The following is a 13,727-nucleotide window of genomic DNA, read 5'->3' on the forward strand; positions in this document are numbered from 1 at the left end:
GGACCTCAGGTGAGCACTCCCACCCTGCCCGCATCGCCCGACGTGACGGAGTCGAGCGACGAGTCACTGACCAACTGGGCGCTGGCCGCCCGCCACGGCGACTCCGCCGCCGTCGACCACCTCGTGCGCGCCCTGCACCGTGACGTGCTGCGCTACGTCTCCCACCTCTGCGCCGACCCGCAGGCGGTCGACGACCTCGCGCAGGACACGTTCCTACGGGCGCTCGGCAGCCTGCACCGCTTCGAGGGCCGCTCCTCGGCCCGCACCTGGCTGCTGTCCATCGCCCGCCGCGCGGTGATCGACAGCTACCGCCGCGCCGCCGCCCGCCCCCGCCTGTCCGACGTCCAGGACTGGCAACTCGCCGTGGAACTGGCCCAGCCCCGGGGCCTTCCGGGCTTCGACGACGGGGTGGCGCTCCTCGACCTCCTCGCCGTCCTGCCGGACGAACGCCGCGAGGCGTTCCTCCTCACCCAACTCCTGGGCCTGCCCTACGAGGAGGCGGCGGAACTCAGCAACTGCCCTGTGGGTACGGTCCGTTCGAGGGTGGCGCGGGCCCGGGCGACACTCCTGGGCCTGCTGGCGGACGGGGGTGCCCCCAACGCCCTTTAGAGCGGCGTCAGGTGGCGGCGCGATCCGGGAACAGCGCGTTCAGCGCCTCCCGTTGCTCGCGCCCCACGAACTGGGTGAGCCCGCGCCTGACCGTCTCGGCGAGTGACTCGGAGGCCTCGCGCAGGAGTTGGGTCGCCTTGTCGGTGAGGGCGACCTCGATGCCGCGCTTGTCGCCGCAGACGGACTTGCGGGTGACCAGGCCCGCGTGCTGGAGGCAGGCGATCTGATAGGTCAGCCGGGTCTTGGGGCGGCCCAGCAGCTCCGCGATCCGGGTCATCCGCAGCCCTTCCTTGGGCTGCTCTGCCAGCAGGCACAGCACCAGGAACTCGTCGTGCGAGACGTCGAGGTTCCCCTTCACGACCGAGCGCAGCTCCTGCTCCACCGCACCTGTCGCCGCCAGCAGCAGCATCCAGGCGCGCAGCTCGGGCGGGAGCAGCCCGTCGCCCCGCACGGAGGGGCATTGGGGCTGGTCGGCAGGGTGCTCAGCGGGGTCGGCCATGGTGTCGAGTCTACCTGTTGTCCAATTTTGGAGGAGGTGGTTGTCCAGATTTGGATAATGGGCTAGCTTGAGGCTCGTAAGGCTCATTCAAATTTGGACTACTGGAACCAGTGGGAGAGATCATGACCGTCGCCGTCGAGACCGGGGTGTGGCAGCTAGACCAGGCCGCCTCCACCGTGGGCATCAGTCACAAGACGATGTGGGGCCTGGTCAATGTGAAGGGCGTCTTCGGCACCGTCAGCGGTCAGGGCGAGGTCCGGGGCGACGGCTCCGCGATCGGCACGCTGACCCTGGACGCCGCCTCCCTGGACACCAAGAACGCCAAGCGCGACAAGCATCTGCGGTCCGCCGACCTGTTCGACACCGACAAGTTCCCGGAGATCACCTTCGCGGTGCGCAGCGCGGAACTGCGTGACGGCGACACCGTGCACGTCGTCGGTCAGCTGACCGTCCACGGCATCAGCCGCCCGCAGACCTTCACGGCCCGCCTCAAGGACACGACCGGCGAAGCGCTCACGCTGGACGCCGAATTCACCGTGGACCGCGACCAGTTCGGCCTGGGCTGGAACCAGCTGGGCATGCTGCGCGGCCTGACCACCGTCACCACCACGCTCCGCTTCGTGCGTACGGCCGCCTGACGGACCGTCAATCGGCAAGCCGCAGGCGGATGTCCGAGCTGGACAGCGTCTGCGGGGTGGCGGTGAAGGCACGCACCCGGATGCGGACCTTCTTGTGCGGCAGGGTGAACGCCCCGTTGGGCGGCCGGAGTTCGATGGTCTCCGTGCTGTGCGCGGGCAGCGTCGCCGGGCCGCCCACCTGGGACCAGTACCTGCTCATGCCCTGGCCCGTGGTGAGCGTGTAGTGCGGGGTGAGGGCGGTGCCGGACGTGTTGGTCACCTTGAGGGTCAGCCGGGTCACGACGGTGGGCAACGCGCGCCGCACACCGGTGAGTCGCATGTCCATCGGCGGTGCCCCCGTCGCCGCCACGGCGGCGCTCGCCAGCGCGGGCGTGACCAGCAGCACGGCCGCCGCGACCCGGGCCTGCCGGCGGTGCGGGCCGGACAGCAGCCGGGGGCGCGGCTGCCACGCCGTACGGAACTCGGTGATCGGCGCGGTCACCGCCGAGGCCAGCCACAGCGGCGTCATCAGCAGGTAGTAGCCGTCCTGCGAACGGGTCGCCAGATAGAAGGCGCACCAGGGCAGCACGGTCGCCGCCGGCCCCAACCGCCGTACGAACAGCACGAATACGGCGAGCAGGCCCGCCGCCAGCAGCATGCTCGCGTGGGAGTACCAGTCGAGCCGGTCGCTGCCGTTCGTGAAGTACAGCGAGATGTCCACCAGGCCCTGACCGTGCACCACCGCGCCCTGCGTCAGCGGCAGCGCGATGCCCCGCAGCCAGGTGCCCGGCTCGTGCACGATGAAGTACGTGTTGATCAGCAGCCACACGGTGACGGCCACCCCGACGATCCGCAGCAGCACCAACGCGGCCTGCCGGGAACCGAGTTCACCGCGCCGCACCGCGTAGATCCCGGCGAGCAGGAACGGCGTGAGGAACCAGGGGAGTTGCTGTGCCGCGCAGGCCGCCCCCAGGCACATGGCCTGGGCGATCCCGGCCCGGCCGAGCCGACCGCCGCTGCCGATCCGGGGCCAGCGGACCACCACCGGCACCAGCAACGCCATGGCGAGCACGGCGGGATAGCCCTGGCGGCCGTAGGTCGGGAGCATGCCCAGGCCGAGGCAGGCCATGGTGGCCGCCGACCGCCACTGCGTGGGCAGCAGCCGCCACATCAGGACGGCGGCGGCGATGAGCGCGCCGGTCGCGACGGCCGTCGCGGGGGCGCCGCCGTGCCCGATCCACAGCAGGGGCGCCGTCAGCAGCGTCTCCAACGGCGGGTAGCCGTAGGTGTAGTCGTAGCCGCCGGTGACCGTCGGGGTGAGCGCGACGCCCTGGCCGGAATGGAAGAGCCATGGCCAGGGCTGGCCGTAGATCGGGTGGCCGGCGACCAGTTCCTTGGCGGCCTGGGTGGTGAGGACCGCCTCGTCGCCGCCGTTGTGGAACACGGACCACGCGGACAGTGTCAGCAGGACCGCGGTCACCAGGACGACGAGATCGACCCGGGCCAGCGACCGCGACCGGCGCACCACCAGTGCCAGCACCCCGCACACCAGGATCGACGCGTAGCAGAGGCAGACGACCGCCGCCACGACGAGCCGATGGCCGGCCGCCTGCGTCCACACCGAGCGGACGCCGATGAAGAGACTGATGTCGGCCAGCAGGGTGAGGACGCGGTGCCACTGCGCGGGGGGTTCCGGGGCGGACACCGCCGACTGTGTCCGCCGACCGGGTGCCACCTGATGTGTTTCTGCCAAGTGCACGACACAAGACGCTAATCCCGCCTGGTGAGCGAGGTGTCGGCAATCGAGAAGATTCCGGTGTGAGATGGGTAAGAAGGCCTCGTTGTGGCCTAAATGGGGCAAACTCGAACGGCGTTGTTCAACTCGCCGTGGCCATCAGTTCATTCAGTAAACATCGCGCACATACCGCTTCGCCGCCGCCAGTTGCTTCACGTACGCGGCAGCCTCGCCCTCGTCCAGCCCGCCGTGCGCGACCGCGATGTCACGCAGCGCGCGATCCACGTCCTTCGCCATCCGCGAGGCGTCCCCGCACACGTAGAAGTGGGCACCCTCCCGCAACCAGTGCCACAACTCCGGCCCGTGCTCCCGCATCCGGTCCTGTACGTACACTTTGGCGCGCTGGTCCCGGGAGAACGCCGTGTCGAGGCGGGCGAGCGAGCCCTCGCCCAACAACCCCGTCAACTCCTCCTCGTAGTAGAAGTCCGTCCCGCGATGCTGCTCCCCGAAGAACAGCCAGTTCGGCGCGGGATGTCCGAGCGCGCGCCGCTCCTGAAGGAACCCGACGAACGGCGCGACACCGGTACCGGGCCCGACCATCACCATCGGCGTCGCGGGATCGGCGGGCGGCCGGAAGTGCGGCGAGCGCTGCACGAACACCGGGACTTCGGTCCCCGCCTCTGCGTCGGCGTCGGCATCGGCGAGGAACGGCGAGCAAACTCCGCCGCGCGGACGCCCGTTGAGCCCCTCGTACCGCACCACCGACACCGTCAGCGAGACGCTGTGCGGGTCGACGAGCGGACTGGACGAGATCGAATACAGCCGCGGCTGAAGCCTCTTGAGCACCCCGGCCCACTCCTCGGCCCCCGCCTTCACCGGATACTCGGCGAGCACATCGACCGCCTGCCGCCCCCAACTCCACTGCGCCAGCCGGTCCTTGTTGTCGGGCCGGAGCAGCCCGCGCAACTCCCGGTCGTCCCGCGCCCGTTCGGCCACGAAGCGCAGCAGATCCGGGGTGATCCGGGTGATGTCCAACTGCCGATGCAGCGCCTCGGCGAAGGACAGCTCGCCAACACCTTCCAGTGCTACGACCGTTGTGGCGTCGGTGCCGGTGGCGGTGAGCCATTCGTCCACCAGGGAGGGGGAGTTGACCGGCCGGACGCCGAGTGCGTCACCGGTCTCGTACGTCAGGTCGGTGCCGCTGGTGTCGAAGGTGAAGCGGCGGACCTCCTTGCCCGCTCCGGGCCGGCTGAGCAGGCGGTTGCCGACGAGCCGGGCGGCGGCGGGGGCGGGCTTGCTGACCCGGGGCGGTGATGCCGGGGCTTCGGTGTCGGTGCCGAGCGCCGTGATGACCTGGCCCAGCCAGGCGTCCGCCGACGGCTCGAAGTCCGGCTCGCAGTCCGTGCGCGGGGCCAGCCGCACCCCGCCCAACTCGTCGAGCCGGGCGTCCAGTCGGCGCCCGTGCCCGCAGAAGTCGTCGTACGACGAGTCGCCCAGGGCGAGCACCGCGAACCGCACTCCGTCCAGCCGCGGTGCCTGTTCACCGGCGAGCGTGTCCCAGAAGCCGGAGCCGTTGTCGGGGGCGTCGCCGTCGCCGAACGTGCTGGTGATGAAGAGGAGATCGGCGTCGGCGGGGAGCGTGCCGGCGTCGGCCTGGTCCATGCCGAGCAGGGTCGCCCGGTGCCCGGCCGAGCCCAGCCGTTCGGCGGTGGCCGTCGCCAGTTCCTCGGCGTTGCCGGTCTGCGAGGCCCACAGGACGACGATCTGCCGTCCGGGGCGCGGTTGTTGGGGCGGGGGAGTGGGCGTCGACCGTGAATACATCCCGGCCAGCACGCCGTTGACCCACACCGCGTGCTCGGCGCCGAAGGGCGCGTCCGGCGGAAGCGTCGGGACACCCGGGGCGCCGGATTCGATGCCCGCGAGGAAGCCGGTCAGGTAGAGGCGTTCGCGTGCGGTGAGGACGGGCGGCGGGACGGGATCGAGTCCGAAGGGATTCCCGGCCGGGGTGGTGGCGGCCGGCACGACGACCTCCGCCCGTGCCGGTGCGGCACTCGCCACCTTCGCCAGCGACACCGCGCACACCTTGAACTCCGGCTGGAACGACACCGGATCCACCGCGTCGTTCGTCACCGCGTTGACGCTCAGATACTCGCCGAAGAGGTCGTTCCAGTGGAACGGCGCGAAACAGTTCCCCGGCCGCACCCGGTCGGTCACCACGGCCGGCAGCACCGCCCGCCCCCGCCGCGAAGCGACCTCCACCGAGTCGCCCTCCGCGATCCCCAACTCCATTGCGTCCAGCGGATGCAGCTCCACGAACGGCCCGGGGTTCAGCTTGTTGAGCTTGGCGACCTTGCCGGTTTTCGTCAGCGTGTGCCACTGGTGCTGCAACCGCCCGGTGTTCAGCACGAACGGGTAGTCGTCGTCGGGCAGTTCGGCGGCCGGCAGGTGCGGGCGGGCGTGAAAGACGGCTCGGCCACTGGCCGTCGGGAAGCGCAGCTCGCCCCCGCCCACGTACCGGATGGGGTTGCGGTCCGGCCCGGTCTCCTCCGCCGACGGCCACTGCACCGGCGTGGACCGCAACCGCTCGTACGTCACCCCGCGCAGATCCCAGCCGGTCACCGGGTTCCTGAACTGCCGTATCTCCTCGAAGACCTGCTCGGCACTGTCGTAGGAGAAGCCCTTCTCGTAGCCCATCGCGCAGGCGACGGACGCGATGATCCGCCAGTCGGGCATCGCCTCGCCGGGTGGGGCGACTACGGGGCGGGCCAGCGTGAGGGTGCGTTCGCTGTTGACGAGGACGCCCTCGGACTCGGTCCACAGTGCGCCGGGGAGGACGACGTCGGCGTAGGCGTTGGTCTCGGTGTCGGTGAAGACGTCCTGGGTGACGACGAACTCGGCTGTTTCCAGGCCCTCGATGACGGTGCGTCGGTTGGCGACCGAGGCGACCGGGTTGGTGCAGATGATCCAGCAGGCCTTGATGTCGCCGTCGGCCATCTTCCGGAACATCTCCACGGTCCCTCGGCCGACACCGTCCGCGCGGATGCTGTCGGGCGGCAGACCCCACACCTCCTCGGTGAACTCCCGTTCCGCGTCGACGAGTACGGACCGCTGGCCCGGCAACCCCGGTCCCATGTAGCCCATTTCACGGCCGCCCATCGCGTTCGGCTGGCCGGTGAGGGAGAACGGGCCGCTGCCGGGGCGGCAGATGGCGCCGGTCGCGAGATGCAGATTGATCAGGGCGTTGGTGTTCCAAGTCCCGTGCGTGGACTGGTTGAGGCCCATCGTCCAGCAGCTCATCCACTCGCCCGCCTCGCCGATCAGCCGGGCCGCCGTACGGATGTCGTCCTCGGCGAGGCCGGTGAGGGCGGCGACGGTGTCCGGCGCGTAGTCGGCGAGGAACGCGGGCAGCGCCTCCCAGCCCTCGGTGTGCATGGCGATGAACTCCGGGTCGGTGTGGCCGTTCTCGTGCAGCAGCCTCAACAGGCCGTTGAGCAGGGCGAGATCGGTGCCCGGCGCGATCTGGAGGTAGAGGTCCGCCTTCGCCGCCGTGGCCGTCCGGCGCGGGTCGACGACGATCAACTTGGCGCCCGCCTTGACCCGTTCCATCATCCGCAGGAAGAGAATCGGATGGCAGTCGGCCATGTTGGAGCCGATGACCAGGAACACGTCCGCCCGCTCGAAGTCCTCGTACGACCCCGGCGGCCCGTCCGCGCCCAGCGACGACTTGTAACCGGCGCCCGCACTCGCCATGCACAGCCGGGAGTTGGACTCGATCTGGTTCGTCCCGATGAACCCCTTGGCCAGCTTGTTCGCCAAGTACTGCGCCTCCAGGCTCATTTGCCCGGAGACATAGAGGGCGACCGCGTCCGGCCCGTGCTCGTCGACGATCCGCCGAAGCCGTCGCGCGGTCTCGGCGATCGCGTCGGTCACGGGTGCCCGCATCAACTCCTCGCCGCGCTCGCCCCGCACGAGCGCCCCGGTCAGCCGGCCCGGTGCGGCGAGCATCTCGGCCGTGGTGGCGCCCTTGGTGCAGAGCCGCCCGCCGTTCGCCGGGTGCGCCTTGTCGCCGGACACCCTGAGGACCGTAGGACTGCCGTCGGGGCCCGCGCCGACGTCGAGCAGCATGCCGCAGCCCACGCCGCAGTACGAGCAGACCGTCCGTACCTGTCGCGTGGGGGGCTTCGTCATGCCGTAGACCGTACGAATTGCCCGTTACGCCGAGGTCACGCTCCCCGATCATGAGGGGTTACGCCCGGTGCACAACCGGCCGGGGTCCACTGTGAGATGCGGCCCGATCTTGTCGCGGAGTGTGTCGCAGTTGGGCTGAACGGGTGACAGTGCGCAACAATTGGCGGATGCAGACTGCCAGCGCGACCCAGGACGGAGCATGCCGGTGAACAGCCACGATGTCACCGACGAACAGTGGGAAGGGCTCGCCCAGGTAGTGCCGCTGCGGGGGCGCGACGCCTGGCCGTCCGCCGTGGGCCACCGTTCGATACCCGAGGCCCGGACCGAGCCGCGCCGCCGCTTCGTCGTCCTCCGCGTGAATGTGTTCGGGGACGCCCGCGAGGTCGCGGAGACCCTGATGGCGGGCATCCCGGTGCTGCTCGACCTCACCGGCGCGGAGACGGAGGTCGCCAAGCGGGTGCTGGACTTCAGCACGGGCGTCGTCTTCGGCCTGGCCAGCGGCATGACCCGCGTCGACCGGAACGTGTTCCTGCTCACCCCGCCGGGGACCGAGGTGCAGGGACTGATGGAGGGCGCGGGCGTTCCGGGCGTGTGAGACCCCGGGCGACGGGAGAGACAGGGCCGGTCCCTCGATCGTAGGAAGGTCTCCGGGGCGGAACGGTTCGCCTGACGGCGGAGGCCTACGGTCCGGATATGACCGTGTCAGCACAGTCGCCCCAGCCGTCCGGCTCCTCCCGGTTCACCACGCCGCCCGCGTCCTCCCGGTCGGCCGAGTCCGTGCCGCCGCAGGGGCGGTCGCCCGAAGCCACCTCGCACCGGGCCCGGCCCGCACCGGAGCCGTCGGCCGGTGTCGCCCCACCGTCGTCGCGGACGCCCGAGCCGATGGACCCCGGGCGCGTCGAGGCGCACCCCGACCGGCCGCACCTCACCGAGCTGCGCCTGTCGGCGTTCGCCACGCACCGGGGCGCCGGATTCCCGCTCGGGTCGCTCACCCTCTTCACCGGGCCCAGCGGCTGCGGCAAGACGAGTGCGCTGCGGGCGTACGAGGCACTCGCGCGGCTCGGCGGCGGGAGCGAGGTGGGCGAGGTCTTCCCGGACCCGGTCGCCTGCGTCCCGGAGCGGGCCCGGCCCGACGCCCAGCGCCGACGCGGGTTCCGTATCGGGTGCACGGCGGACGGGCCCGAGGGTCCGGTACGGCTCGACGTCGCCGTGCAGGCCGAGCCCGAACTGCGCATCGTGGGCGAGCGGTTGACGTCGGGCGGCCTGGTCCTCCTGGAGACCGCGCTGCGCGACCCGTCCCGCCGTTTCGTGCAGGCCGCCTGGCATACGGCGGGTTCGTCGCCGGTCACCCGCGCACCCCTGCCGGACGACCGGCTCGGCACCGCCCTGCTGCCGTTACGGGTCGCCGGGAAGACCGACGGGCAGCGCCAAGTCCTCGCCGCCGCCGAGCAGATGGTGGTCGCCCTGCGCTCCGTCTTCGCCTGCGATCCGGTACCCGAGCGGATGCGCGATGCCGTGCCGATCGGCGACGGGCGGCTGCTGCGGGACTGCGGCAACCTCGCCGACGTGCTGTGGCGCACCCGGTCCGAGTGCGGGCGTCGGCACGGGCAGCTCGTCACGGCGGTGCGTACGGGGTGTGCCGGGCCGGTGGTGGACGTCCTCGCGGAACCGCTGGCCGACGGCCTGCTCCGCGCGGTGCTCGACCGGGGCGACGGCCTGCGCACCGCCTTCGAGCGGCTCGGTGACGGCGAACTCCGGTACACGGCACTGGCGTTGGTGCTCCTCACCGGCCCCGGCGTCCTGGAGGTCGACCCGCCCGGCGAGGTCCCGGCCGCGATGCAGACCCTGACCGTCCTCGCCGACGGCCTCGACCGGGGAGTGGACGTACGGCAACGGGCCGAACTGCTGCGGCTCGCGGCGCGGATGTGCGAGCGCGGGCACATCCGGCTGGTCGGCGCGGTGAGCGACGCGTCCTGGGCGACTCAGATCGACGGCGTCACAGTGGTAGACCTGGATCCGTGACAGAACATCTCGACGTGGCGAAACTGCAGCGCAGACTGGCCGAGTTCGCGGCCACGCGGAACTGGCAGCCCTACCACACCCCCAAGAACCTCGTCTCCGCGCTCAGTGTGGAGGCCTCCGAACTCGTCGAGATCTTCCAGTGGTTGACCCCCGAGGAGTCGGCGCGGGTGATGGACGACCCGGACAGCGCGCACCGGGTGCGGGACGAAGTCGCCGACGTCCTCGCGTACTTGCTCCAACTGTGCGAGGTGCTCGGCATCGATCCGCTCGCGGCGCTGGACGCGAAGATCGACCGGAACGAGGGCAGGTTTCCGGCGCCGTAGCCGACAACTCGTAGTCGTAGCCGACCGTTTGTTGGAGTCGGAGCGTCCATTTTCACTCTCCGGAGTCATTCATCTGTCCGCAACCGATTTGTTGTCCACAGATTTCCGCCTTCCTCTGGCTTTTCGTCTCAGGGACTCTCACTCTGGGTAGTGGACAGGGGAGTTCGGGCGGACGTGCGAACAGCGCGTCGGGACATGACAGGGGCAGCGCATGGACGCGATGCGGCTCATCGTGACGAGCAGGCGCGCCCTGGCCGGAAGCGGCGACGTGCCGGAGACCCTGACGGAGGTGTGGCAGGCGCAGGCGCTCGCCCAGGCGATAGGCAGCCGCCTCGCGGTCTTCGGGCCACCCGAACTGCGGGGCGAGGCACTGGGGTTGACCGAGCTGGCGGGCCGGGGCTGCGGAGTCCTCGACACCCCGGTGCTCGCCATCGAGGACTTACGCGCGGCCCAGCTCACGGAGTTGGGCGACGCCCGCCTCGCCCTGCTGTGCCTGGGCGGTCTGCTCGGGGAGGTCGGTATCGCCCTCGTCGGCATCGCCTGCGCGGCGGACGACGAGGGGACGTACTGGCAGTGCATGGAGGCGATCGACGCGGCGGACGAGTCCCGGGACCGGGTGCTGGAGATGTTGCGGAGACTGGCGGACCGGGAAGCTGCGGCGATACCGGAACGGGAGGCGGGATGACGGTGCGCGGGAGTTGCGGTTTGTAGGGTCTGCGCGACGCCGTCGTGGCTGGTCGCGCAGTTCCCCGCACCCCTTTAAGGGCGCTTCACGCGATCCGTGGTGTCCATCGACGTCGACTGCAGGTCCGCGTCCAGGGCGGAGAGGTCGGCGTTCAGGGATGCCATCAGCTCTTCCATCTGCTGCAACAACCCCTTCGGTTGCGCAGGTCCACCCTGCTGCGGCACGGCTTCTTCGGACATGACGGCCTCCTCGGCCCGTGGCCTCCCCGGCGAGGAGGAGGCGGGAATCCGGGCGGTCCGGCTCCGCCCGAGCCAACGATCATCAACGGGGCCGGTCACTGGCGCGGGCGCCCCCCGTGCGCACGGTTGACGCAATTTCACCCGACCGGGCACGAGATGGGCCGTAGGGACCGATGGGGTTGACCGGGACCCGGGCGTGCAGGATGGAACCATGGATCTGCGCATCTTCACCGAGCCCCAGCAGGGGGCGACCTACGACACCTTGCTCGCCGTGGCCAAGGCCACCGAAGACCTGGGCTTCGACGCCTTCTTCCGCTCTGATCATTACCTGAGCATGGGCTCGGGTGACGGGCTCCCCGGCCCCACCGACGCCTGGATCACCCTGGCCGGCCTCGCCCGCGAGACCAAGCGCATCCGGCTGGGCACCCTGATGACGGCCGGCACCTTCCGCCTCCCCGGCGTCCTCGCCATCCAGGTCGCGCAGGTCGACCAGATGTCGGGCGGCCGGGTCGAACTCGGCCTGGGCGCGGGCTGGTTCGAGCAGGAGCACACCGCGTACGGCATCCCGTTCCCGAAGGAGAAGTTCGCGCGCCTGGAGGAGCAGCTCGCGATCGTCACCGGCCTGTGGGCGACCGAGCCCGGCGACACCTTCGACTTCCACGGCACGCACTACGACCTCACCGACTCGCCCGCGCTGCCCAAGCCGACGCAGGCGAAGATCCCCGTGCTGATCGGCGGCCACGGCGCGAGCCGCACCCCGAGGCTGACCGCGCGGTTCGCCGACGAGTTCAACATGCCGTTCGCCTCGATCGAGGACAGCGAGCGGCAGTTCGGCCGGGTCCGTGCCGCCGCAGAGGCGGCCGGCCGCAAGGCCGACGACCTCACGTACTCCAACGCCCTCGTGGTCTGCGTCGGCAAGGACGACCAGGAAGTCGCCCGCCGCGCCGCCGTGATCGGCCGCGAGGTCGACGAACTCAAGGAGAACGGCCTGGCGGGCACCCCGTCCGAGGTCGTCGACAAGATCGGCCGCTACGCCGGGATCGGCGCCGAGCGCATCTACCTCCAGGTCCTCGACCTCGCCGACCTGGATCACCTGGAGCTGATCTCGGCCCAGGTGCAGACGCAGTTGTCGTAGCCGACGTACGGGACGCGGGCGGGGTGTGGAGACCCCGTCCGCCGCACCTACCCCTCTCTGGAAAATGTGACACTTTCGGCGAAACTGTCACACTTCTTCAGGACACCTAGCTCCGCGCCCCCGCCCCGGCGGAGGCCGCCGCAGGCACCCCCGCATCCGCCGGGACCCGTCGCCCCGGCAGGAACGCGGCCAGCACCAGGGCCGCGAGCGAGGCCGCCGAACCGATGCCCATGATCACGCGGAAGCCGCTGTGGGAGGGGACGGTGAGGGAGCCGAAGCTCGTCGTCATGTGGGCCAGGACGACTCCGGCGACGGCGCTGGAGGCGGACGTACCGATGGACCGCATCAGACTGTTGAGGCTGTTCGCGGCGGCCGTCTCGGACAGCGGCACGGCGCCCATGATGAGCGCGGGCATCGCGCCGTAGGCGAAACCGACGCCCGCGGAGATCACGCAGCACACCACCACGACCTGCCAGACCGCGGCCATCATGACGACCCCCAGCCCGTAACCGGCGGCCACGATGAGCGCGCCCAGCATCAGGGTGACCTTGGGGCCGGCCGTCGCCGAGATCCGCGCGGAGAGCGGTGCCGTCGCCATCATCACCAGGCCGGACGGGCCGAGCGCGAGCCCCGCCGCGAGCACGGTCTGGCCGAGGCCGTAGCCGGTGGACGTGGGCAGTTGGAGCAGTTGCGGCACGGCGAGCGACATCGCGAACATGGCGAAGCCGAACACCACGGACGCGAGGTTGGTGAGGAGGACCTGGCGGCGCGCGGTGGTGCGCAGATCGACCAGCGGCCGTACGGTACGCAGTTCCCACCAGCCCCACACCAGCAACACCACAACTGCCATGGCGAGCAGGCCCGTTGTCGTGCCGCTGTCCCAACCCCAGTCCGCACCCTTGGAGATGGCCAGCAGCAGACACACCAGACCGATCGACATCCCGACGCCGCCGACCACGTCGAACCGGCCGCCGCTGCGCACCGCCGACTCCGGTACGAGCGTCACGACGAGCGCGGCCACGACGGCGCCGAGCACCGCCGCCGTCCAGAACAGCACGTGCCAGTCCGCCTTCTCGGCGATGAACGCGGCCGTCGGCAGCCCGAGCGCACCGCCCACACCCAGCGACGCACTCATCAACGCCGTTGCCGATCCCAGCCGTTCGGGCGGGAGTTCGTCGCGCATGATGCTGATGCCGAGCGGGATGACGGCCATCGAGACGCCCTGGAAGGTCCGCCCGACGATCATCGGCACGAGCGAGTCGCTGAGCGCGCCGATCACGGACCCGACGATCAGCAGCACCAGGCTGAGCAGCAGCATCCGCCGCTTGCCGTACATGTCCCCGAGCCGTCCCACGACCGGGTTGGCGACGGCACCGGCGAGCAGGGTCGCGGTGATCGTCCAAGTGGCGTCGGACGGCGAGGAGTTCAGCAGCTTGGGGAGTTCGGGCACGATCGGGATGATCAGCGTCTGCATCAGCGAGACGGTGATCCCGCCGAGGGCCAGGACCCAGACGACGGCGCCGGAGCGCGACGGTACGACCCCCTCGACGGGAACGGGTGGGGAGGAGGAGCTGGACGCGGACATGGCGAAGCCTCCGGCTGATGCGTGCTGATGCCTGCTGGTGCGTGCGACACGGGGCTGAACGAAACGAGTCTGGCATGTTTTTCGTATGAC

The 13,727-nt window shown here is 70.7% G+C and carries 12 protein-coding genes; 7 read left to right on the plus strand and 5 right to left on the minus strand.

Annotation, left to right across the window (positions count from 1 at the left end; genetic code table 11):
- Positions 1 to 9 precede the first annotated feature (9 nt).
- Positions 10 to 609: a sigma-70 family RNA polymerase sigma factor gene (locus OG407_RS37535; protein ID WP_405864139.1), complete on the plus strand. Its 600-nt coding sequence runs from the start codon at positions 10 to 12 to the stop codon at positions 607 to 609.
- 7 nt (positions 610 to 616) lie between these two features.
- Here OG407_RS37535 and OG407_RS37540 read toward each other — a convergent pair whose 3' ends face one another.
- Complete coding sequence (locus OG407_RS37540; RefSeq protein WP_403584364.1) at positions 617 to 1,108, minus strand: MarR family winged helix-turn-helix transcriptional regulator; 492 nt, start codon at positions 1,106 to 1,108, stop codon at positions 617 to 619.
- Positions 1,109 to 1,230: 122 nt separating this feature from the next.
- Here OG407_RS37540 and OG407_RS37545 point away from each other — a divergent pair, with 122 nt between their 5' ends.
- Entirely contained in the window at positions 1,231 to 1,746 is a 516-nt protein-coding gene (locus OG407_RS37545; protein WP_405864141.1) for a YceI family protein, read from the plus strand.
- A 7-nt stretch (positions 1,747 to 1,753) separates the two neighbouring features.
- Here the strand turns inward: OG407_RS37545 and OG407_RS37550 are convergent, their stop codons facing one another.
- Entirely contained in the window at positions 1,754 to 3,430 is a 1,677-nt protein-coding gene (locus tag OG407_RS37550; protein WP_405864143.1) for a hypothetical protein, read from the minus strand.
- 198 nt (positions 3,431 to 3,628) lie between these two features.
- Positions 3,629 to 7,648, minus strand: a complete 4,020-nt coding sequence (locus OG407_RS37555) for a molybdopterin-dependent oxidoreductase (RefSeq protein ID WP_405864145.1) — start codon at positions 7,646 to 7,648, stop codon at positions 3,629 to 3,631.
- A gap of 199 nt (positions 7,649 to 7,847) precedes the next feature.
- On the opposite strand from OG407_RS37555, the gene OG407_RS37560 reads away from it, so the two are divergent.
- The 4 genes from OG407_RS37560 (at position 7,848) to OG407_RS37575 (ending at position 10,678) form a co-directional block, all read left to right on the plus strand.
- A complete protein-coding gene (locus tag OG407_RS37560) occupies positions 7,848 to 8,243 on the plus strand; it encodes a cell division protein SepF (RefSeq protein ID WP_328677648.1) in 396 nt (131 codons plus the stop codon).
- A 287-nt stretch (positions 8,244 to 8,530) separates the two neighbouring features.
- Positions 8,531 to 9,670, plus strand: a complete 1,140-nt coding sequence (locus tag OG407_RS37565; protein WP_405868822.1) for an ATP-binding protein — start codon at positions 8,531 to 8,533, stop codon at positions 9,668 to 9,670.
- Positions 9,667 to 9,993, plus strand: coding sequence for a nucleotide pyrophosphohydrolase (locus tag OG407_RS37570; protein ID WP_403584378.1), 327 nt, complete (start codon positions 9,667 to 9,669; stop codon positions 9,991 to 9,993). Before OG407_RS37565 ends, OG407_RS37570 begins: the two co-directional genes overlap by 4 nt.
- A gap of 211 nt (positions 9,994 to 10,204) precedes the next feature.
- Positions 10,205 to 10,678: a DUF6099 family protein gene (locus OG407_RS37575; protein ID WP_327400701.1), complete on the plus strand. Its 474-nt coding sequence runs from the start codon at positions 10,205 to 10,207 to the stop codon at positions 10,676 to 10,678.
- A gap of 74 nt (positions 10,679 to 10,752) precedes the next feature.
- Here the strand turns inward: OG407_RS37575 and OG407_RS37580 are convergent, their stop codons facing one another.
- Positions 10,753 to 10,917, minus strand: a complete 165-nt coding sequence (locus tag OG407_RS37580; RefSeq protein WP_403584382.1) for a hypothetical protein — start codon at positions 10,915 to 10,917, stop codon at positions 10,753 to 10,755.
- Between the two features lie 211 nt (positions 10,918 to 11,128).
- Between OG407_RS37580 and OG407_RS37585 the strand changes: the two genes are divergently transcribed.
- Positions 11,129 to 12,052, plus strand: a complete 924-nt coding sequence (locus OG407_RS37585; protein ID WP_405864148.1) for an LLM class F420-dependent oxidoreductase — start codon at positions 11,129 to 11,131, stop codon at positions 12,050 to 12,052.
- A 106-nt stretch (positions 12,053 to 12,158) separates the two neighbouring features.
- On the opposite strand, the gene OG407_RS37590 is transcribed toward OG407_RS37585, so the two are convergent.
- The gene (locus OG407_RS37590; RefSeq protein WP_405864150.1) at positions 12,159 to 13,637 is read right to left on the minus strand and encodes an MFS transporter; all 1,479 of its coding nucleotides are present in this window, start codon (positions 13,635 to 13,637) and stop codon (positions 12,159 to 12,161) included.
- Positions 13,638 to 13,727 lie beyond the last annotated feature (90 nt).

This window comes from Streptomyces sp. NBC_01515, from assembly GCF_045040345.1.
Classification (GTDB): Bacteria; Actinomycetota; Actinomycetes; order Streptomycetales; family Streptomycetaceae; genus Streptomyces.